General features: G+C 58.7%; 21 protein-coding genes. 8 read left to right on the forward strand and 13 right to left on the reverse strand.

The window, feature by feature from the left end; translation table 11 throughout:
- Positions 1-2: 2 nt before the first annotated feature.
- The 5 genes from cheB to AC0V6K_RS09685 form a co-directional block, all read right to left on the reverse strand.
- Positions 3-1070, reverse strand: a complete 1068-nt coding sequence (gene cheB / locus AC0V6K_RS09665; protein ID WP_472621684.1) for a chemotaxis-specific protein-glutamate methyltransferase CheB — start codon at positions 1068-1070, stop codon at positions 3-5.
- Between the two features lie 65 nt (positions 1071-1135).
- The gene (locus AC0V6K_RS09670) at positions 1136-1501 is read right to left on the reverse strand and encodes a response regulator (RefSeq protein ID WP_472621686.1); all 366 of its coding nucleotides are present in this window, start codon (positions 1499-1501) and stop codon (positions 1136-1138) included.
- Positions 1502-1555: 54 nt separating this feature from the next.
- A complete protein-coding gene (locus AC0V6K_RS09675; RefSeq protein ID WP_472621688.1) occupies positions 1556-2008 on the reverse strand; it encodes a chemotaxis protein CheW in 453 nt (150 codons plus the stop codon).
- A complete protein-coding gene (locus AC0V6K_RS09680; protein WP_472621690.1) occupies positions 2005-4428 on the reverse strand; it encodes a chemotaxis protein CheA in 2424 nt (807 codons plus the stop codon). Before AC0V6K_RS09680 ends, AC0V6K_RS09675 begins: the two co-directional genes overlap by 4 nt.
- A gap of 59 nt (positions 4429-4487) precedes the next feature.
- On the reverse strand, positions 4488-5915 hold the full coding sequence (locus tag AC0V6K_RS09685) for an MATE family efflux transporter (RefSeq protein ID WP_486172620.1): 1428 nt from the start codon (positions 5913-5915) through the stop codon (positions 4488-4490).
- 86 nt (positions 5916-6001) lie between these two features.
- Here AC0V6K_RS09685 and AC0V6K_RS09690 point away from each other — a divergent pair, with 86 nt between their 5' ends.
- On the forward strand, positions 6002-6547 hold the full coding sequence (locus AC0V6K_RS09690; protein ID WP_472621694.1) for a (2Fe-2S)-binding protein: 546 nt from the start codon (positions 6002-6004) through the stop codon (positions 6545-6547).
- Between the two features lie 3 nt (positions 6548-6550).
- Here AC0V6K_RS09690 and AC0V6K_RS09695 read toward each other — a convergent pair whose 3' ends face one another.
- Entirely contained in the window at positions 6551-8725 is a 2175-nt protein-coding gene (locus AC0V6K_RS09695; protein WP_472621696.1) for a TonB-dependent receptor, read from the reverse strand.
- A gap of 177 nt (positions 8726-8902) precedes the next feature.
- Between AC0V6K_RS09695 and AC0V6K_RS09700 the strand changes: the two genes are divergently transcribed.
- A complete protein-coding gene (locus AC0V6K_RS09700) occupies positions 8903-9247 on the forward strand; it encodes an arsenate reductase family protein (protein ID WP_472621698.1) in 345 nt (114 codons plus the stop codon).
- Positions 9248-9251: 4 nt separating this feature from the next.
- Here the strand turns inward: AC0V6K_RS09700 and AC0V6K_RS09705 are convergent, their stop codons facing one another.
- Positions 9252-10577 carry an MFS transporter gene (locus AC0V6K_RS09705; RefSeq protein ID WP_472621700.1) on the reverse strand — a complete coding sequence of 442 codons (1326 nt, stop codon included), beginning with the start codon at positions 10575-10577 and terminating at the stop codon, positions 9252-9254.
- Between the two features lie 103 nt (positions 10578-10680).
- Here AC0V6K_RS09705 and AC0V6K_RS09710 point away from each other — a divergent pair, with 103 nt between their 5' ends.
- Positions 10681-11310, forward strand: a complete 630-nt coding sequence (locus AC0V6K_RS09710; protein WP_472621702.1) for a class I SAM-dependent methyltransferase — start codon at positions 10681-10683, stop codon at positions 11308-11310.
- A 3-nt stretch (positions 11311-11313) separates the two neighbouring features.
- On the opposite strand, the gene AC0V6K_RS09715 is transcribed toward AC0V6K_RS09710, so the two are convergent.
- Complete coding sequence (locus tag AC0V6K_RS09715) at positions 11314-12132, reverse strand: glycerophosphoryl diester phosphodiesterase membrane domain-containing protein (protein ID WP_472621704.1); 819 nt, start codon at positions 12130-12132, stop codon at positions 11314-11316.
- A 74-nt stretch (positions 12133-12206) separates the two neighbouring features.
- On the opposite strand from AC0V6K_RS09715, the gene lipB reads away from it, so the two are divergent.
- Together lipB and AC0V6K_RS09725 are read left to right on the forward strand one after the other, a co-directional pair.
- The gene (lipB, locus tag AC0V6K_RS09720) at positions 12207-12896 is read left to right on the forward strand and encodes a lipoyl(octanoyl) transferase LipB (protein ID WP_472621706.1); all 690 of its coding nucleotides are present in this window, start codon (positions 12207-12209) and stop codon (positions 12894-12896) included.
- Positions 12893-13123, forward strand: a complete 231-nt coding sequence (locus tag AC0V6K_RS09725; protein WP_472621708.1) for a hypothetical protein — start codon at positions 12893-12895, stop codon at positions 13121-13123. The genes lipB and AC0V6K_RS09725 overlap by 4 nt, the downstream gene beginning before the upstream one ends.
- Before the next feature lie 20 nt (positions 13124-13143).
- On the opposite strand, the gene AC0V6K_RS09730 is transcribed toward AC0V6K_RS09725, so the two are convergent.
- The gene (locus tag AC0V6K_RS09730; RefSeq protein ID WP_472621710.1) at positions 13144-14256 is read right to left on the reverse strand and encodes an alkene reductase; all 1113 of its coding nucleotides are present in this window, start codon (positions 14254-14256) and stop codon (positions 13144-13146) included.
- 79 nt (positions 14257-14335) lie between these two features.
- Between AC0V6K_RS09730 and AC0V6K_RS09735 the strand changes: the two genes are divergently transcribed.
- Positions 14336-15271 carry a DMT family transporter gene (locus tag AC0V6K_RS09735; protein WP_472621712.1) on the forward strand — a complete coding sequence of 312 codons (936 nt, stop codon included), beginning with the start codon at positions 14336-14338 and terminating at the stop codon, positions 15269-15271.
- Here AC0V6K_RS09735 and AC0V6K_RS09740 read toward each other — a convergent pair.
- Positions 15268-15765, reverse strand: coding sequence for a hypothetical protein (locus AC0V6K_RS09740; RefSeq protein WP_472621714.1), 498 nt, complete (start codon positions 15763-15765; stop codon positions 15268-15270). The two genes, AC0V6K_RS09735 and AC0V6K_RS09740, sit on opposite strands and share 4 nt — an antisense overlap.
- Before the next feature lie 10 nt (positions 15766-15775).
- Positions 15776-16777 (reverse strand): quinolinate synthase NadA, encoded by a 1002-nt coding sequence (gene nadA / locus AC0V6K_RS09745; protein ID WP_472621716.1) that lies wholly within the window; start codon positions 16775-16777, stop codon positions 15776-15778.
- Positions 16778-16889: 112 nt separating this feature from the next.
- Here nadA and AC0V6K_RS09750 point away from each other — a divergent pair, with 112 nt between their 5' ends.
- Together AC0V6K_RS09750 and AC0V6K_RS09755 are read left to right on the forward strand one after the other, a co-directional pair.
- Positions 16890-18494 carry a class I adenylate-forming enzyme family protein gene (locus tag AC0V6K_RS09750; protein ID WP_472621718.1) on the forward strand — a complete coding sequence of 535 codons (1605 nt, stop codon included), beginning with the start codon at positions 16890-16892 and terminating at the stop codon, positions 18492-18494.
- 31 nt (positions 18495-18525) lie between these two features.
- Positions 18526-18969 carry a DUF1499 domain-containing protein gene (locus AC0V6K_RS09755; RefSeq protein ID WP_472621720.1) on the forward strand — a complete coding sequence of 148 codons (444 nt, stop codon included), beginning with the start codon at positions 18526-18528 and terminating at the stop codon, positions 18967-18969.
- Between the two features lie 9 nt (positions 18970-18978).
- Here the strand turns inward: AC0V6K_RS09755 and AC0V6K_RS09760 are convergent, their stop codons facing one another.
- Together AC0V6K_RS09760 and AC0V6K_RS09765 are read right to left on the reverse strand one after the other, a co-directional pair.
- Positions 18979-19713 (reverse strand): DUF4230 domain-containing protein, encoded by a 735-nt coding sequence (locus AC0V6K_RS09760; RefSeq protein ID WP_472621722.1) that lies wholly within the window; start codon positions 19711-19713, stop codon positions 18979-18981.
- Positions 19698-20576: an MBL fold metallo-hydrolase gene (locus AC0V6K_RS09765; RefSeq protein ID WP_472621724.1), complete on the reverse strand. Its 879-nt coding sequence runs from the start codon at positions 20574-20576 to the stop codon at positions 19698-19700. The genes AC0V6K_RS09760 and AC0V6K_RS09765 overlap by 16 nt, the downstream gene beginning before the upstream one ends.
- Positions 20577-20591 lie beyond the last annotated feature (15 nt).

Below are 20591 nucleotides of genomic sequence, written 5' to 3' on the forward strand. Positions count from 1 at the left end.
GTTCAGCCGTTCGCCGGCAATTTTGCAAAGCCAGCGATTGCGGTGCTTAGTTCCTCGGGTGGCGCGACAATGCTGGTCAATCCTGCCTTCGAGACCGCACCGGGCATTCCCCACACCGCACTGGATTCAGCATCCTGCGCAAATACGGTTCCCCCTGCGGCGACAAGGTCTTGTGCCCCGAGCAAGCCGTCACGTCCCATACCGGAAAGGATCACGGCCAACGCGTGACCTTTGCATGCCTCCGCGACACTGCTGAGCATTGGATCAACCGAAGGCATACAACCGCTGTGTGCGGGTTCTGCCGAACTTCGAGCGATCAGCCTGCCACCTTGCCGCGTAATCACCATATGGCCATGGCCGGTAGCGACGGCGATCGTTCCAGGCTCGATCTCTGTGCCTTCTTCCGCGATTACAGTCCGCTTGGCGCTGACCATTTCAATCTGTCTTGCAAATACTGAGACGAATGATGCCGGCAGGTGCTGCGTGATCAGGATCGGCTGCATAAAGTCTGGCGGAAGACTGCGCAGCATCAAATTGATGGAGTGAATGCCGCCAGTCGATGCCCCAATTGCGACAAGTTCCGGTTGCTTGCGTCCCGGTTCACCTGAAGCGACCGGTACTTTGCTCGCTTCGCTTTCGCGCGCCTTGGCTTCCGCCAAGTCGCAGCCGCCCAATGCGCGAATTTTGTCGAGAAGCTGGTTGCGATACTCATCGTTGAAGCCGCCTGGGCGAGGCTTCAGCATGGTATCGGCGGCGCCCATCGAAAGGGCCGCCATGGTCGCTTCTGCGCCGTCGTCGGTCAACGTTGAGACGACAAGAATCTGCGCTCCGGCGCTTGCTTTTTGAAGCGTTGGCAGAGCCTCTAGTCCGCCCATTCCGGGCATTTCGAGGTCCAGCAGAATCACATCGACTTCGATTGTTGCGAGCTGCGCAATCGCGCGTTCCGCACTTGATGCGGTGGCCGCTACATCCATCACCTGATCGCCTTCGACCATGCGGCGGAAGATGGTCCGGACTGTCAATGAATCATCGACGATCATGACGCGCACCTTCTTTACGTCCGCTGCCATTTTAGCAGCCGCGTCCGTGACTGGACGTCGCCGCAGAAGCTGACCGGAAGGGCGAAGGGGTTTTGTCACGCAAAGCCCACGAGTTGGAGTTTGATCTGCAGAGTTTCGTGATCAAACGGCTTCATAACGTATTCGTCCGCACCCGCTTGGATGGCTTCACGAATGTGAGCCACGTCGTTTTCGGTGGTGCAGAAGACAACCTTTGGTTTGTCGCCACCGGGACGCTGGCGCAATTGCACAATGAATTCGATGCCTGTCATCACAGGCATATTCCAATCGAGCAGCACGACGTCAGGCATCGCGGCATCGCACGCGTCCAGCCCTTCTTGGCCGTTCTCTGCTTCGCTGACGTCGAAACCCAGCGTTTCAAGAATGTGCCGCGACACTCTGCGAATCACGCGAGAATCATCGACGATTAGACACGTCTTCATGCAAACCCCTGTACGTTTGATGTCGAGTGATAGGCGACGGTGGTAACCAATGGATTAAGCGACAGCTCTGAACTCATCCCGAGCATCCTCCGGTCCTGCGATTAAAGCTTCGAGATCGAGCAAAAGAGCCGGACCAATACCGGTTTCTATCATTCCGGTCGCAACACGCGACCATTCCGCACCAAACCCGCCCGTTACATCAGTTGCTTCGCCTGCACTGGTCGTGACGTCTTCAATGGCATCAACCATCAATGCGTAAGAATGACCGGCAACAGAGATGGCGGCAGCCCGTGGATCGGTTTCCCAGCCCGCGGCATCAAAACCCAAGGCCAAGCGACAATCGATCACGGTGAGCGCCTGACTGCGCAGAGCCGTGATCCCGGCGATGAAATCCGGTGTGCGTGGAACCGGCGTAATAGAGCCCAGTTCAATCACTGATTGAACATCATGCGCCTTGAGCGCGCAACGGCGACCCGCGATCTGGGCCATGACCAAGAGATCGTTCATCGACCGAATCCTCCCGAACGGGCCTGTCGCAGAGCGTTCACCAACGCATCGCGATCATAACGATAGATTGTGTTGTCTTGCGCCCCCGCATCCGGGTGGTCGCGCAGGCGGATGACTGGCCCTTGGATTGGTTCGCCAAGAGCTTCTGCAACCTCATAGATGTCTTCGAAAACAATCGAGATGGCATCTTCGCCTGCGTTTTCTTCGCTAGCGACGCTGTACCCCGCCGATTCCACCAACGGGCCAAGAATTGTACGTGCCCAATCACTGTCCGGCAGGCGGCAAAGCGGACGATCGAGCAGTTGGGGCGCCTCACCATGACGGGCGAATAGCTCGTGTCCGTCAATGAGCGCGACCTGATGGCCGCCAATAAGTGTCACGGCTTCTAGCAAGGGTTCTTCGGAAACCGGCTTGAGAGCGTCGGTCAATGCGGCGGCGTCGTCGATTTCGCGGACGGCCAAGAGAAGTTCGCTTTCGCTGTCGCTTAGGCGCAGCACGCGTAGCTTCTCGGCTGGCCAAGCGCCCTCGGGCATACCAACAAGAGGCAGGATTGCCCCGTCGATTACAGCACGCACCGAGCCGGATGTCTCTTCGATGGCATCGACTGCAATGGTCTCAATACGGCGCACCAATTCCATGCGCACTGCAGATCTGCGGTCAGCATAGTCGGTAAACAGCATGACGCGCGCGACATCACCCTGCTGTTTGTCCAACCCAGCTTCTTCATCGCCAATCAGTCGATTGCGTGTTTCGGAAACGATATCATGTTGGGCGGCGATATTTGTGACGTCGAGCAATAGGATCGGCTGACCGTCGTCCAGCAGTGTTGAACCGGCATAGTGTCCGCTTCTTGTGATCGCGGGCGCGAGGGGTTTGACGACAATGTCGCCGTGATTGTGGATGCTATCCACCGCGAGTGCAAAGACGTCGCCACTTGCGAGACGTAGCATTACCAGCGTGTGTTCGCGTGTGGCTAACGTGGCATCATCAAGGGCAAGAACTTGACCGAGCATCAGACAGGGTGTGCGCTTGCCACGGAATGTGACCAGCGAGGTTTCGCCAACCTGCGCGTAGTCGAGCGATTTTGCCGAAGAGAGAACGATCTCTTCGACATAGCTTTGCGGGATTGCGAAACGCTGCTTGCCCACTTCAACCGTCAGGCCCGCAATGATGCTGAGCGTGAGGGGGATCTGAAGTGTGAATAGCGTGCCAGCGCCAGGAGCGCTGGAAACCTTGATCTTCCCTCCGACACGCTCAAGGTTTTCCCGAACGACATCAAGACCCACCCCGCGTCCCGAAACACTGCTGACTTCGTCTGCGGTTGAGAAGCCGGGCTCAAAAATCAGATCAAGCAATTGTTCGCGGGTCGCTTGAACGTGTTCGGACGAGGTGATCAGACCGCTGGCAATCGCCTTTTCGGCAATCTTGGTTTCATCGAGCCCGCGACCATCGTCGCCGACGACTATCGAGATTGTATTGCCTGACTGGCGTGCTGCGATCGAGAGCAACCCAATTTCACGCTTGCCCGCGGCAAGTCGCTCCGATGGGGTCTCCATCCCGTGATCGATTGCGTTGCGGATGATGTGGGTCAGTGGATCGCGGACCATTTCGATCATCTCGCGGTCAAGCTCGACGTCGCCGCCTTCCAGATCGATCATCACTTGTTTGCCAAGCTCCGCAGACAGGTCTCGGGTCAAGCGCGGAAGAACGCTGAACACGGTTTCGATCCGCTGCATCCGCATGCGCGTAATTGCATCGCGGACATCGGTGAGAATGGAGGTCAGACGCTCAAACGGACCATCGATAGTTGGTTGGTTGCCGGCGACACGCAGGCGGTGAGCCAGATCATTCCGCGCCAGCACCATGTCTGAAACGCCGCTCATCACACGGTCAAGCAGGTCAACGGGCAGGCGAATGCTCCGTTGGGCCTGCATGCTGGGCTCTGGTTTCTTGGTTGTTTGTGTTTCGTTTTGTTCGCCTTCGAGCAGTGCGCTGGCGGGTTCGTGTGCTGGTACGATGGCTGGAGCTGGCTCGGCATGGAGTGCTTCGTCGGCAACTGCGCTGACCGCAGCGATCAGTTCTTCGTCACCGCCCTCAGGGAATTCTTCGCCTGCTTCGATGGCATCGACCATCTGCACAATCCGGTCGATAATAGCGAGAACTGCGTTGACCAGATTGCGGTCTGCTTTGCGGCGTCCCGCGCGCACATCACCGAGCGCGTCTTCGGCAACGTGGCTGAGGTTTGCGAGGCGAGGGAAGTCGAAGAAACCGCAGTTTCCCTTCACCGTGTGCACGAAGCGGAAGATGGAATCGAGGCGCGTACGGTCGCTTGGATCGGCTTCCCAGGCGATAATCTCGCCCTCGCTTGCCTCCAGCATTTCCCGCGTTTCTGCGACGAAATCCGCCAGCAGGTCATCCATATCGCGTCACCCCAAAAGAAACCTTTGCGCTTCTATGCGGCAGGATGGTTAACGAACTTTTACCTCTGGCCTTCTTTCGGTGCGCGCGTGAACAATACGTAGCGGACCAGAAGAATTGCTGTGATGGCGCCGAAAAGGTTGGCAGCGAGCTCAGCGGCGTAAACGGCAGAACTTCCCCAGCTGGCGTGGAGCAACCACGCAAATGGCAGCATCACAGCAAAGACGCGAAGCACCGACTGGCCGAGGGCGAAGCTGGCCCGGTCGACCGCGTTCATGATGCCGTTGCCGACGATCAGCAATCCGAAACCGGCATATCCCCAAGCTGCAATACTGAGATAGAGTTTGAACTCATCGATCACGGCGGGGTCTTCAGTGAAGAAACCAGCGAGCAGCTGCCCGCCTGCGATCATAGCGACGGCGATAGCCAGTCCCCACACTATGCAGAAGCCGCCAGCGTAAAGGGCTGCCTGCCGGGCGCGGCTATACTCTTTGGCTCCCCAATTCTGGCCAACGATCGCCCCAATGGACCCGGACAGGGCGAGCAAAGGCACAACCGCAAAGCTCTGCAGCCGCCCGGCCGCGCCGAACCCCGCAACGGCTGCGTCGCCTTCCAGAGCCACAACGGCAGTCAGCACGGAGAGCCCGATGGGATTAATTGCGTTTGAGGCCGAGGCAGGCAATCCGACCCGCAAGATTGCCATCATCGGCTCCATGATCTTGCCCCGGAACATGAGCGAAAGGTTGAGTGGGATGGCGCATTTCTTGGCCAGGATCACCGCCGCCACCACGCCGAACATCCAGCCGATGATGGTGGCGTAAGCGGCGCCGGTAATGCCCCAGCCTTCGAACCCGAATGCGCCGGTGATCAGGATCGGATCGAGCACCCAGTTGGCCGCCGCATAGGTTAGCGAGACATAGCTGGTCTTCCGCGCTTCCCCTTGGCCGCGCAGCACGCCGTTTAGTCCCATGATGGTCAAGATGAGCGGAAATCCGAGCGCAAAGGGCTGCATATAGAGCTTGATCAAAGGCAGCGTCTCCGCGCTCGCATTCATCAGCACGAAGATGGGATCCAGCAGGGCGAAGAGCGCAAGTCCCATCGCAATCCCGCACACAACCGAAAACACAATGCCGAGATTTGAGCGGCGTGCGGCTTTCTCCTCATCGCCTTCGCCCAACGCGCGGGCGACGACTGAATTGATGCCGACCATCACTCCCACGCCTAGCGAAGACAGGGCGACGGAGATCGGGAAGATAAATGAAATCGCTGCTAGCGCTTCTGGCCCCAACTGGCCGATGAAGTAGGCATCTACAAGGCCGATAGACATGATCGCTGCGACACCGATGATCATCGGCAGCGTCTGCTCGACCAGATGCCCGGCAATGCTGCCCTGGACGAGCTTTGCAGCCGCAGGCTTCGCCGATGTGGGGGAGGGGTGTCGCTCATTCGCGCTTCGAGTAGCCCGCGCCGCAATGCTTGGCAAAGTCAAACATCTTTTCGCCCGCGCAGGATTGCTTTTGCGACAGAGCGCCATCATGCGTAGTGCCACTGCGTGTTTTAGACGAAAGGGCGCTGATGCCGCGCATGACAGTCAATGATCGGCCCGTCGAGTTTGACCTCGATCCTGAAATGCCGCTCCTCTATGCGCTGCGTGAGGCGTTAAACCTGACCGGCACGAAAAGCTGCGGCGGCGGGGATTGTGTGGGCGCCTGCATGGTGCTGGTCGATGGCACCGCTCTGCGGTCCTGCCGTATCACCTTGGCCGAAGCCGAGGGACGCATCGTGACCACCATTGAGGGCCTCAGCAAAGACCGCTCGCACCCGGTACAGCAGGCGATGGTGGCCGAGCAGGCGATCCAGTGCGGATATTGCACACCCGGCATAGTGATCGCCGCCTCGGCCCTGATCCAGCGCAACCCGACCCCGAGCCGCGCCGACATCGAAGAGGCAGTCACAAATATGTGCCGCTGCGGCGTCTATCCGCGCCTAGTCAGTGCCATCGAGCGGGCAGGGCGCGTGGCGCAGCGGCGCGAGGCCATAAGCGCCGCGCCCGCTCCCGGCATTGATCCGGAAGACGCGGCGAACAATGTCCCCGCGCTCAAACCGGCATCTGACGAGTAATCCCTAAAACCGCCCCGTAATCGCAAAACGTGCATTGATCGGCGCGCCAACCGTCGCCTGATGTGTGCTGTGCGAATTGGGGAAATACAGCGTATCCGTCAGGTTCTCGATATTAACCTGCAGGCGAAGATTGTCGCTGACGTCAAAGTAGGCCGCCGCATCGACACGGGTGTAAGCGGGTAGGATGGCGCGGGTCGTCACGCTATCACCGTTCAGGCCCTGATAGGTGATCGGGCCGTTGGTGATGAACGTCTCGCCCTGATGGGTCAGACCAAGGCCAAGCCCGATGCGATCGGTCAGCGTGACATTGTTCCAGACAGAGAATGTGCTTTCCGGCAGTTCGCGTGGACGCAAGCCTTCATTGCCACGCGCATCCACCTGCGCGCCATCAAGATAGCTGTAGCCCGCCGAAATGAACCAGTTTTCGACAATCTGGCCCTGTAGCTGGAACTCAAACCCGCGAATGCGCGAGTCGATCACATCAAGGGTTTCAGGATCGGTGTCGTTGGGCTGGGGGGAGCTTTGTTCGATTTCGAACACGGCTGCGGTCAGGCTCAAGCCCTGATCGAAATCCCATTTAATGCCCGCTTCGAGATTTGTGAACGTATTCGGCGCAAGCGCATCATTGTTGCCGTTGATATTGGCAAACTGCTCTCCCGAACGCGGCAGGAAGCTCTCCGAATAGCTCGCATAGATCGAGATATTCTCTTGCGGCTTGATGATGATGCCGCCGCGCGGTGAGAATTCTTGATCGCGGCGTGTGCGCAAATCACTTGCGGGCACATTAAACACTTCGATATCGAAGCTGTCATAGCGCGCGCCGATGACGACATTGAGCCAGTCGGTTAGTTCAATCTCGTCCTGAATAAACAGCGAGAACACATCGATACCGACCTGCGTGAAGTCGTTGAGGTTAGTCGTCAGATCAACGGTGGTGGTGTTACCGGACGCATTGATGCCCACGCCGCCGCGGAAATTCAACGGGCGCGCAATCGCAAAGATTTCGTTGTCGTCATTGGTCTGGTCCCAGACTGGATTGAAACGATCCTGGTCCGAGTTTGTGTTGATGTATTCGCCGCCGACAAGGATCGTGTGCCCCACGCTTCCGGTCTGGAACTCGCCGATCAGGCTGGCTGAGAGGATCAGGTTCTGACGTTGCGTGGTGTCGATGTAACCGTCCGTGGTGACAACATCGGGCGTCGCGAGCTGGTTGTACCCTGACGCGTAGAAGTTCGAATAGACCTTGTGATAGTCGCCGTAGAACGCGCTGAAGACGCCTTTGATGTTGTCCGAGAACTTTTGCTGAAGGTTTGCACGCAGCAGGTGCGCTTCGAGCTGAGTGAAATTCAGCAGTTCATCGCCGAAGGTGATATCCTGAAACGCTTCGACGGGTCGGCCATCGACACCGGTTGGAATGCCGCGATCAATGAACCGCTCGTGATCGGCATACTCATAAGACAAATCGACTATGGTGTCCGAGCTCAGCGCGAACCGCACGGTCGGGTTAAAGCCGATCCGCTCTCCGTCATAAAAGTCACGATGATTGTCGAGGCTTTCGTAGGCGGCGTTGAGACGCACGCCAAGATTGTCGCCAGCGGCGAGGTTTAGATCGCCTTGGATGCTGAACGCGCCAAATGTGTCCAGCGCCAATTGTCCGCCGCCGAATGTCTCGCCAACCTGACCCTTTTTGGTCACGCGGTTGACGATACCGCCCGTGCCGCCACGGCCGAACAGGAGCGCGTTGGGACCGCGCAGGATTTCGACCTGCTCAAGGTTATAGAGCCCGCGATAATATTGAACGTCGTCACGCACGCCATCAATGAAGAAATCGGCGGTGGAGCGCACGCCGCGGAAGACTACGGCATCTCGGTGGCCTTCGCCTTGCGAGTTGTTCACGCCCGGAGTGTAATCAACGATTTGGGCGATGCTGTCGAACCCGCGCTGAAGGATCTCATCCTGCGTCGTAATTGTCAGGCTCTGCGGAACGTCGAGAATAGGGGTCGGTGTTTTCACCGCGTTCAACTCATCGCTGTAGAGCACTTTGCCGGTGACCACGATCTCACCGTCACCTCCCAATCCACCACCCGGAGGGGCTTCCGTTGCCTCTTCGGCCAGAGCAGGGGTGGTGATGAGAGCACAGCCAAGGAGGAGCGCTGTGCGTGCGGTGCGAATGTTCATTGAGTTTCCTTTTCAAGACAATCGGATCGTCCGAGTCTGTCGCTAGAACGAGTCGCTATTGCAACTTACTCGCAACTGCAATCTTTAATTGCGAGAAATTCTCAATAAACGTTCAATGTGGCTAAAGAGCCTCATACTCGCTAGCGGATAGTGCGATTGATATTCGGAGATTCGGTGATGAAAGCGACCATTTGGCACAACCCGAAATGCGGCACCTCGCGCAAGACGTTGGCAATTCTTGAAGAGGCTGATGGTGTCGAGGTGACTGTCGTTGAATACCTCAAATCACCGCCGTCGCGTGAAAAGTTAGCGCAGCTTTATGCCGACGCGTGCATCACACCGAACGCCGGCCTGCGCATTCGCGGCACCGATGCCAAGGAACGCGGCTTACCCGATGCAGGCGCAGACGCGGTGCTTGACGCCATGGCGGCAGAACCGATCCTTATCGAGCGTCCGCTGGTCGAAACGGACAAAGGCGTCGCCCTGTGCCGACCGCAGGACAAAGTGCACGATATCCTTTGACGGATCACCGGTCGGTGGTGAGCGCACGGTCTGATTGCAGTCCGCGCCAACCGATCAGCGCCACGGTCAGGCACAGCGCGATGATCAGGCCGAATCCGAGCCAGTCATCAAGGTTATAGAGCCAAACGCCAAGCGCCGGTGCGTAAATGAAGCTCGCGCCAGCAACCGAGGCGACTATACCTGAAGCCTGCCCTTGCTCCGCGCGCGAGACGGCTAATGATGTGCCAGCTGTCGTACCCGGACGAAAAAGGCCAAAGCCAAGCGAGGCAATCGCAAAGCCTAGCGACAGCAGATAAATATCATCCGCGACGCCGAGCACCAATGTGCCCAAAGCGGCGACCAGCACGCCGGAAAGGGTCGCAGCGCGTGGCCCGATATTAAAGCGTGGGATCAATCCCCACTGAGCCAGCAGCGTAGCGAGCGCGCCGAACACGAGGACTAGGCTGATCAACACAGCCCCTTGTTCCGGATCGCTGCGCAGGCCCAAGCGGTCGAGCACCAGAAAGCCCGTGATACCCATAATCATCGCCTGTGCGTGACCGCCGATCAGACCCGCCATCACCCACGGGCGAAGGCGCGGTTCGAACCAGCGCAGACGAGCCTGTTCTTCGGCTGCAATGTCGCCGTCGTCGGGATCGTCTGCAGGCGCGTCCGAACCTCCAGAATAAGCCACCGCCTGACCGCGTGCAGCAAATTGCGGCTCGTCGTCGGGCAGGCGCAGACGCAGCAAGACGAGAGCAACCAGACCGATCAAAGCGAAGCTAAGGAATGGTCCCGTCAAACCAATCCCGAAATATGGAATGACCAATAGCGGCGCGAGCACCGGACCGATGACGGTGCCAAGTCCGAAGCTTGAGGCAATCAAAGAGAGCGCATTGGTCCGCTCTGACCGAGGCGTTCGCGCGGCGACATAGGCTTGCACGGCGGGCGGCGCGGCGCTTCCGAATAAGCCATAGAGGCTGCGCGCGGCGGCGAAAGTGAGCAGGGTGGCCACCGCGCCAAGCCATCCGGCAAGGCCCGCCCACAGCACCAGCCCGCATAAAGCCATCGAGACTACAAAGCCGACCAGCCCCAAAGCCATCATCGCCTTGCGCCCGCGACGGTCTGATCGCCGCGCCCAGATTGGCGCGCAGATCACCCAAAGCAGCGCCGACCAACTGTAAGCAAGGCTGATCCAGACATCATCGACCTTCAGCGCAGTGCCGATGGAAGGCATGACCGATTGCATCGCCGTGTTGCCCGCCGCCGTGACTAGCATGACGGTGAACAGCAACGCCATGCGCCCTTGCGAGATTGCATTGCTGGAAGAAGGCGATGGGGAAGTGGCCATGGGATAACCCGCTAAGCCAGGCGGCGGGCTCTTGCAATCACAAGCGCCTGCCCGTTAAGCTGTGTTACTTCTCTAATGCAGTCCCCAATGCTGGAGCAATTCAATGACAGGCAATATCTCCGCCGCCGTAAAGCGCACCTTCGCCCGTGAAAGCTGGAGCGATTACGCGGCTCACTGGGCGGTGTTCTTCCGTGGATTTCTCGAACACCCACGCATGGTTGGCTCGATCATCCCGTCCTCACGCTTCACCATCCGTCAGATGCTGGCACCGGTGAATTGGGGCAAGTGTGAAGTGTTCGTGGAGTATGGCCCAGGCATCGGGACATTCTGCCGCCCGGTCCTTTCCAAAATGCGCGGCGATGCGGTGTTTGTCGCGATCGACACCAACCCGCTTTATGTCGAGCATCTCAACCGAACCATCCGCGATAAGCGCTTTACTGCCGTTTTGGGATCGGCCGAGAATGTCGAGCAGATCCTTGCCGATCTCGGCATCGAAGGCGGCGCGGATTACGTGCTGTCCGGCCTGCCTTTTTCAACGCTGCCAGAGGGCGTGGCGGAGAGCATCGCCGAAAGCACACACAATGTTCTGAAACCGGGCGGCTGCTTCTTGGCTTATCAATTCACCGCAGCGGTGCGCGATGTGTCCAAGCCGTTTTTCGAGCGGATTGATGCCGGGTTCGAGTGGCTGAATATCCTGCCCTGCAAACTCTATTGGGCTTGGAAAGCCAAATAGGCGTCAGTCAAACGTCTCGCTGACTTCGCCTGATGTCGGCCCGGAAAGCTGGCGATAAATCGCTGCCGAAACGGCATAGGCCAACGCATAGAATCCGGCGATCAGCGCGGAAAGGATCACTGCGGTTCCAATCATTTGCACCCGCTCACCCATTAGCGAAAAGGCAAGGCCAAGGAGCAGCGCCACGACCAATCCCACGACAATCGCGGTTACTATCAGCAAGAAATAAAAGACAAAAATTCGGAAGCTGTTTCCGCGCGTGAGCATCCATGAGCGGGAAAGCGCTTTGATCGGGTTTGCCTGTTTCTCGATCGCAATCACCGCCGAAGTCAGCGAGAACTTAACCGCAATATAGATCGAGACTACCAACGCGACCAAGTTCAGTGCCGCTCCAATTGAAGGTGGGAGCAGCGTGGTCAAGGAAGGCAATGCCTGCGATGCCAGCGTTGCGATGATCTGCGCGGCTATGGCGGTCAGCATCAGCTTGGGAACCACGCTCATAACCTCGCCAACGGTCGGCTTCTTCGGATCACCTAGCAATGCAAGGATCGCAATCGCGCCTGCGATCTGTCCAAGCGCGACCAGCAGCATCGCCCACCAGTAGTCCGTGATCAGGGCGTTGACCTGTTTGGAAATCTGCTCTGGATTGGGCTCCGATCCGGCTGGGCCGAAGTCAAAATCGGCACCAAACAGCATCATCAGCATGATCATTAAAGGCACGAAAAAGAACACGCCCGCGACGGCCAAAACCAGTTCGCGGTTAGCGCCCATCATCCGGGTTGCTTCTGCCCATGCTTTTCCGGTGTCGAGTCTGGCGGCCATTTGATCCCTTTCTCGGGTGCGGATTGATACCGTCACCCCTTGATCTGCGCGCTCAATGCCCCCACGGGAAAGTCATGGCAAGCACTGCGCCTGATCTACACCTGCCCGAAGCGCCCGAATGGCTGCGCTCGGACGGCCCCGTGCCTTACACTCAGGCGCTGGAGGCGATGGAAGTGCGCAACGCCGCGATTGCGGCGGGCGAAGCGCGCGAACAGATATGGCTGCTCGAACATCCGCCGGTTTACACTGCCGGAACCAGCGCCGATCCCGCCGAACTAACCGATCCGCGTTTCGAAGTGGTCGAGGCGGGGCGCGGTGGTCGATACACTTATCACGGACCCGGCCAGCGCGTCGGCTATCTGATGCTGGACCTCAACAAGCGTGGCAAGGATGTGCGCTGCTTCGTCCATGCGATTGAAGGCTGGGTGATCGACACGCTGACCGATTTCGGTGTTGAGAGCTGGCGCGCGGAAGGGCGCGTGGGCATCTGGACCAAGGATATTGACGGGCGAGAGGCCAAGATCGGTGCAATCGGCGTACGCGTGCGTCGCTGGGTTACGATGCACGGCTTTTCGGTCAATATTGATCCCGACCTGTCACATTTTGCCGGGATTGTGCCATGCGGGATAGACGAATTTGGCGTCACTAGCTTAGCGCGGCTGGGCAAAGATGTGTCTCAAGCGCAATGGGATGAGGCTTTGATCGCGCGCGCCGATGATTTTCTTGACGCGCTTGATAAATCGGGGCGTAAGACGTGCGCATGAACCGTATCGCTCTTTCCGCTATTCCCTTCACGCTGCTCGTGAGCGCGTGCGAAGACACCGCTTCAACTGAAGAGGCGGAACAAGGCGGCAAAGCCGAAGGCGAAGTGCTGGGCGGCGCGATCAGCGACGATATGCTGCCGCTCGAAGAACTGACGTCGCAGTCTCCGCCTGCCCGCGGTGCAGAGGCAGCCGCCGCCCGCGCTGCTGCAGAAGCGGACGACGACTAGCGCCGCCCGCTCTCTGTTGATCAGGCTGCGCTGGCGGCCTGTTCTTCTTCCAAAGTTGGATAGTCGATGTAGCCCTCTGGAATCGGGAAGTACCAGCTCTTGGGCACATCCTTGTTCGGGTTGAACGGCGCGCCTGCCGCGATCCGTTTTTCCAGATCGGGGTTGGAGATATAGGGGCGGCCAAAGCTGACAGCTTCGCAGCGACCGCTCGACACATCGTCGTCCGCTTCCTGTGCAGAATAGTCCGAGTTGAGGATCAGCGGGCCGGTGTAGTGGCTGCGGATCATCGCATCTTGCTTGGGCACGTCGGTCTGGCCGAATGTGCCGTCGGGACCTGGTTGGCGTAGCTCGACAAATGCGAGGCCAAGCTCTTCGCAGACCTTGGCTGCCGCGCCGAAGGTCGCTTCGGGATTGCTGTCATCGGTGCCCTGCGAGTCGCCGTTTGGTGAAAGGCGGATGCCGACGCGGTCCGCGCCCCACACATCGATGATGGCCTCGAGCACTTCGCGCATAAAGCGGGTGCGGTTTTCCGGCGAGCCGCCATATTCATCAGTGCGCAGATTGGTTTTGTCGCGCAGGAATTGATCAACCAGATAGCCATTCGCGCCATGGAGCTGCACACCGTCAAAGCCAGCCTTCTTCGCATTCTCGGCAGCACGGCGATAATCGCCGATGGTGCGGTCGATGTCTTCTTTGGTCATTTCGCGCGCGGTGACGTAGTCTTGCTTGCCGACTGGTGTGTGTGCAGCGCCCGGTGCTTTGGTTGCGCTGGCCGAGAATGGCGGCTGACCATCGAGGAAGTAGGGGTGAACGATCCGCCCCATATGCCAAAGCTGCATCACGATCATGCCGCCGGCATCATGCACGCCTTTGACAATCGGCTTCCATGCTTCGGTTTGTTCGTCCGACCAGATGCCGGGTGCGCTCGGCCAACCAAGCCCTTCGACGCTGATACCGGTCGCTTCGGTCAGGATCATGCCCGCTCCTGCGCGCTGCTGGTAATACGTGCCCATCATCGCGTTGGGCGTGAACATCGGTTCTGCCGCGCGACCACGGGTTAGCGGGGCCATGAAAATCCGGTTCTTCGCCTCAAGCGCGCCCATAGTCAGCGGCTGGAACAAAACGTCGTGCATGTGTGAAATCCTCTCTGTGATCTCTGGAATACGTTTCAATTGGCTATCCACTTGGAGATGTCGGCGCTAGTGCGCAAGCATGGAAAAGGTGGAAGGCGACGAAGGAAATCTTGCCAAGAGCATCGCTGCGCCGCGCGGCTGGCTGCTGCTCGCCGCTTTGCTTGCGGGAAATTTCGCACTGGCTTTGGGCCCGTGGTTCGTGCGCGAGGCCGATACTGGCCCCGTGAGCGCGGCGTTCTGGCGTCTGTTTTTGGCGCTTCCGTTCCTGATGTTTTTTGCGCGCATTGCCGGTCAACGGATTGGCGGGATGCCGCGCAAGACTCTGGTTCTGGTCGCGATCGGTGCGTTGGCCTTCGCCGGAGATCTTGCCAGTTGGCATATCGGCATTGAGAAAACGCGGCTGGGCAACGCCACCCTGTTTGGCAATGCCGGATCGATTGTCTTGCTGTTCTGGGGCTTCATCATCGCGCGCATGCTGCCGCGCGGGCTTGAGTGGCTGGCGATTGTCTGCGCGCTGAGCGGGGCGGCGATTTTGCTCGGGCGCAGCCTTGAGATTTCGACCGAGACCTTTGTGGGGGACCTGTTTTGTATCACAGCAGGGCTTCTTTACGCCGTGTATCTGCTCACTCTGCAAGGCGAGCGCGGCAAGTTCGGTTCTTGGAGCCTGCTGGTGTGGGTGAGCGTATTTGCTTGCCCCGTTCTGCTGGTGCTTGCCTTGGCGCTGGGCGAGCCGGTCTGGCCGACCGACTGGACGCCGATCCTGATCCTGTTCGTCACCAGCCAACTGATCGGGCAGGGATTGCTGGTGTTTTCGCTCGGTCACTTCCCGCCGCTGATCATCGGCCTCGCGCTGTTAACCCAACCTGCAGTGGCAGCGGTGATCGGCTACAGCGTGTTCGGCGAGGTGCTGACGGGGCTCGACGTGGTGGGGATGCTATTGTTGGGGAGTGCGCTTGTGGTGGCGCGGGTTACAACCCGCAAGTCCGGGCCTGGAATGGTGCAAAAGCAAGTTTAGCCTGCAAGATCGGACCAGAATTTGATCTTGCGGTATTCTTCGCTAGGTCGTGACGTCCAGCCACTTATTTCGTTTGCGAAGTAGTCGCTAAGATTACAGCCATAATAGATGATATCGGTCTGGTGGACGGAGAAAATCGGGTTGCCCGGTAATTGCGGTTCAGCGGGTAGGTAGCGGTGCGAAAAGACTGGGATCAGGTCTGGTGCCGACGTGATCGCTTGCTCGGCAACTTCCTTTCGTTCGAGCTCGCTTCCGGGCTTGTCGTCCCATTCGGGCAGCCAAAACGAATTGTGCTCTATATCAAACAAGATGCCTTCAAGAGGCCAAGATAGGGCTTTGGCAATCTGTGCGTCATCCGATCGCCAGTCCGGGGCTGCTGCCGGGCGTCTGTCGAGAAGCAGTTCAATAAGATCAAGGGGGAAGGTCAGGTCATACTTCGATTGGGCGTCGTCCAGCTCGGAGGCTGTGTAGCCTTCAGTCCAAAAGCTGCCCACTCGTATGCTCTCAATCCGCCGAAAACGGCACCTGTCCTAGATCACCCATACCAACCGTTCCGCTCGCCATTTCCAGCATACGGTCGAGGCTCTTTTTCGCTTTCAGGCGTAGCTCTTCGTCCATCTCGATGCGTGGTTCAAGGTCGCGCAGGGCGGTGTACATTTTTTCCATAGTGTTGAGCGCCATGTACGGGCAGATGTTGCAGTTGCAGTTGCCGTCTGCACCCGGCGCGCCGATGAAGGTCTTCTCGGGAAGCGCCTTTTCCATTTGGTGCATGATGTGCGGCTCGGTTGCGACGATCAGGGTGTCGCCTTCAAAGCCTTTGGCGAATTTCAGGATGCCGCTGGTCGAGCCGACATAATCGGCGTGGTCGATAATCGCGGGCGGGCATTCAGGGTGCGCCGCCACCGGCGCGTCGGGGTGCTGCTCTTTCAGCTTGAGCAATTCGGTTTCACTGAACGCTTCGTGCACAATGCACACGCCGGGCCACAGCAGCATCTCGCGGTCAAAATTGCGCGACAGCCAGCCGCCAAGGTGACGGTCTGGGCCAAAGATGATCTTCTGTTCGGGCGGGATCTGCGCGAGGATCGTCTCGGCAGACGATGAGGTCACGATCACATCGGATAGCGCCTTCACCTCGGTCGAGCAGTTGATGTATGTCAGCGCGATGTGGTCGGGGTGTGCTTCGCGGAAAGCCTTGAACTTCTCCGGCGGGCAGCTGTCTTCGAGGCTGCAACCCGCATCCATATCGGGCAGAATTACGGTCTTTTCCGGTGAGAGGATCTTCGCCGTATCAGCCATAAATTTCACGCCGCAGAACAGGATCACGTCGGCGTCGGTCTCGGCCGCCTTGCGTGACAATTCCAGACTGTCGCCCACAAAGTCGGCAATGTCCTGAATATCGGGCGTTTGGTAATAGTGCGCGAGGATCACGGCGTTGCGCTCTTTGCGCAGGCGGTTGATTTCCGCGAGTAGGTCGTCGCCGGTCGGGATTTTGGTTTCGATGCTCATATGCGATCCCCTTATCACGCTAACTATGTTGCGCATGACATAGGGATTGATGCGCCAAAATTCGAGCGATTTTCGCGCCAATTGTGCTAGCAAGGCGGTGAGGGAGAGACAGATGTATCAGGTAGAGCTGACTCAAGCGCATTTTCCGGCCCAAACCGACACCGAATACAAGGACCGCACCATCGAAGCGGAACTGCGTGCGCAAGCCGCCGAGCGCCCCGATGCGATGGCTTTGCGAGAGCTGCTCGCCGATGGTTCGATAGGCCGCGAATGGACATACGCTCAGCTACTATCTGATGCAGAGCGCGCAGGGCGCGCGCTGGCGGCACGGCATCCGGCGGGCACGCGGATCGCGATCATGGGCGGCAATTGCCCGGAATGGGTGCTGGTCCAATATGGCGCGGCTCTGGCTGGCCTGACGCTGGTGACGGTCAATCCCAGCTTCATCGCGCGCGAGGTGCGCTATGTGCTCGAGCAATCGGGCTCGGGAGCAGTCTACTACCAACCCAATGTGCGTGGTACGGCGCTGCGCCCGATTGTCGATGAAGCGGCGGCAGGCCTGCCTGCGCATGACCACGTGATCGACATCACCGACCACGCCGAGTTGTTTGCGGGTGAGCACGATGGCGAGCTACGTCCGACCAAGCCCGATGATATCGTGATGATCCAGTACACCTCTGGCACGACCGGCTTTCCCAAAGGCGTGCTGCTCCATCAGCATGGCCTGGTGCAGAGCAACCGCGATGTATTCGTGCGCTGGAACCTTGCGCCGGGCAAGACAGTGATGTGCCCGTTCCCGCTGTTCCACACGGCGGGCAGCGCAGTCTGCGTTCTGGGCGTGATGGCGCACGGGGCGTGTTTGATGCTGGTTTCAGTTTTCGATCCAGTCGCGGTGGCCAAGGCGATCGAGCGCGAGAAGCCCGAAATCCTAGGCGGCGTGCCGACCATGATCTTCGCCATTATCGAGGCGGCGAACGCCACAGGCACCGATGTCTCTGGCGTCGAGAACGTTGTCGCAGGTGGGGCAATGGTGCCACCTGCGCTCAATGAAGCCGCGCAGGCGGCCTTCGGCGTGCCGATCCTGATCGTTTACGGTCAGACCGAGACCTATCCGGGTATCACCGCCGTCTGGCCGAATGATACTGGCGAAGAGCTGATCGAAACCATCGGCCAGCCCATCGCCCATATCGAGGTCGCGATCCTCTCACCAAGTGACAATTCGGTTTGCGCAATGGGCGAGCAGGGCGAAATTTGCATGCGCGGCTACAACCAGATGGCGGGATACAACGACAATCCCGAAGCCACCGCCGAGACCATCGATGCCGAAGGATGGCTGCACACAGGTGATCTTGGCACGATGGCGGCAAACGGCTATCTGAAGATCACGGGTCGCGTCAAAGAGATGATTATTCGAGGGGGAGAGAACCTTTTCCCTGCAGAAATCGAGGCCGCGATGCTTGAACACCCATCCATTGCAGAGGTCGCCGTCGCCGGCGTGCCTGATGAGAAATGGGGCGAGATCGTCGCGTGCTTCATGCGGCTGGCTGAAGGGGCTGCGCGCCCGTCCGATGATGATCTCAAGGCATTTGTGCGCGAGCGGCTGTCACCACAGAAAACGCCCGCGCATTGGGTTTGGATGAAAGAGTTCCCGCTTACCGGATCGGGCAAAATCCAGAAGTTCCAGCTGGCAGAGAGCTTTGCCAAGGGCGAGCTTTAACACTGCAAATGGCACCTAAGAGGGCGAATTGATGAATATTGTGAAATGGGTTTTCCGGGGCGTTGTCGCTCTTGCGTTGGTAGGCTTTGTGCTCTTCTTCATTCTCGGAAAGACATCCCAGAGCGGTGAGGCATTGGGGCTGGCAGAGGGTCAGCTTGCTCCATGCCCCAGTTCCCCCAATTGCGTCAGCAGCGAAGATGGAACCGATGCGGAAAAGACGGTTGCCATGCTGTCTGCCGAAACTTGGGACAAACTTGCTGCCCAAATCGAGAAAATGGGCGGCACTGTCACCAAGCAAGATGACACATACATCGCTTCAGAATTCCAGTCGGCGATCTTTGGCTTCGTCGATGATGTCGAATTCCGGAAAGCAGAGGACGGCGTCCACGTCCGTTCTGCTTCACGCGCAGGCTATTCCGACGCTGGTGTAAACGCTGCACGCGTCGAGGAATTGCGCGCTGGTTTGGGCGGATAGGTCAGCTAGCTATTCGCCGTTTTCAAACGTCACCGAAACCTTGGCATTCTCATAACCAGCAACCTGAAGTGGGATTGCGAGATTTTGCCGCACGGCTTCCTTTGCTGCAGTGCGGGCGAGGTTCAGGATTTCGGAGTTTTTAGCAAACTCCTGCGCCTTGCGCTCGGCGATTTCGGAGTTTTGTTCGGACAGCAGCTGCTGCGAACCGCCCGTGTTAAGTAGCCCCTCGGTGAAAAGCCGCGCCTTGCTTTCATCAAGGTTGGGGCGCGAAGTCTGCAGCTGGGGCAGAGTAACGCTGAGAACCTGCGTTTGATCGTTCCAGTCGAAGGCTTCGGCATCCATCGCCGACAGATCGAGGCGGTAGTCTACATCGGCAGGAATGATTGCGGCCTGCCTCACCTTGCGGAGTGTGACTGGGCCGAGCGATTGCTCGTATTCGCTTTCGGCCACGACTTCGAAATGGCTGGAAAACACGATCAGCGAGTTTTGCTTCTCAAAAGCCAGCATTGCGCTGGCAACCGGATCGCCTTCTTCCTGATAGACGTAGGCGCGCCAGCCGAGGAAGGCAGCTAGTGCAAGCAGCGCCACGAGCAGCGCAAACAGGAGCTTTTCCCCGCGAGAGCCGAGAATGCCACCATCATGCAAGGCGCGTTCGCCCGAGGCGGCGATGTCACCATGTGCTGCTTCCTTGGGCGCCACATCCACCTGCAAAGGACGCTCGGACGGTTTCAGATCACTCGCCATACACCGTCCTCCACTATCGCCATTCCGCGTTTCTCGAGATCGATCAAATGCGCGGTCACGCTCATTTCAGCTGCGCCTATCAGCCGCTCGTCGAGGCCTTTGTACATATCCGGTATGAAATCGCTCACGGGTCGCGCCCGTTCGTTCATCAACCGGACAATCTGGTTCTCGCGCTGGCGACGGTGGCCGATCATCCCGCGCACCAATTGTTTTGGCTTGGTGATCGCCGCTCCGTGCGCCGAGTGATAGACCACATCATCGCGCGCCTGCAGCTTCTCGAGGCTCGCCATGTAGTTTCCCATATCGCCATCGGGCGGGATGACGACGCTGGTGGACCAGCCCATGACATGATCGCCCGTGAACAGCGCGCCGCTTTCCTCAAGCGCAAAACACAGGTGGTTTGAAGTGTGACCTGGCGTGGCCACGGCGGTCAGCGTCCAGCCAGTGCCGCGCATCTGCTCGCCATCTTCCAGCACGCGGTCGGGTTCGTATGTCGTATCAAACGCCTCGTCCGAACGCGGTCCATCCACTTGCAGAACGAGCGGTGCGCAGCCGACGATGGGGGCGCCCGTTTGTTGTGCCAGCGGCGCGGCAGCGGGCGAGTGATCGCGGTGCGTATGCGTGCACATGATCGCTATCACTTTTGCAGCGCCGACAGCCGCCATAATCGCCGCAATATGTACCGGATCATCAGGGCCGGGATCAATCACTGCGCAGTCGGGGCCTTCGCTCTGTCCGACCACATAAGTCTGCGTACCGGTGTAGGTATAGGGCGACGGATTGGGCGCGAGTACGCGCTTTACCAGCGGTTCAAGCTGTTCGGCCTCGCCCGTGGGCCAAGGTTTGGGAGGTATGCCTGCCATGCTCTTGCATATGGT

Source organism: Erythrobacter sp. S43 (genome assembly GCF_057364955.1).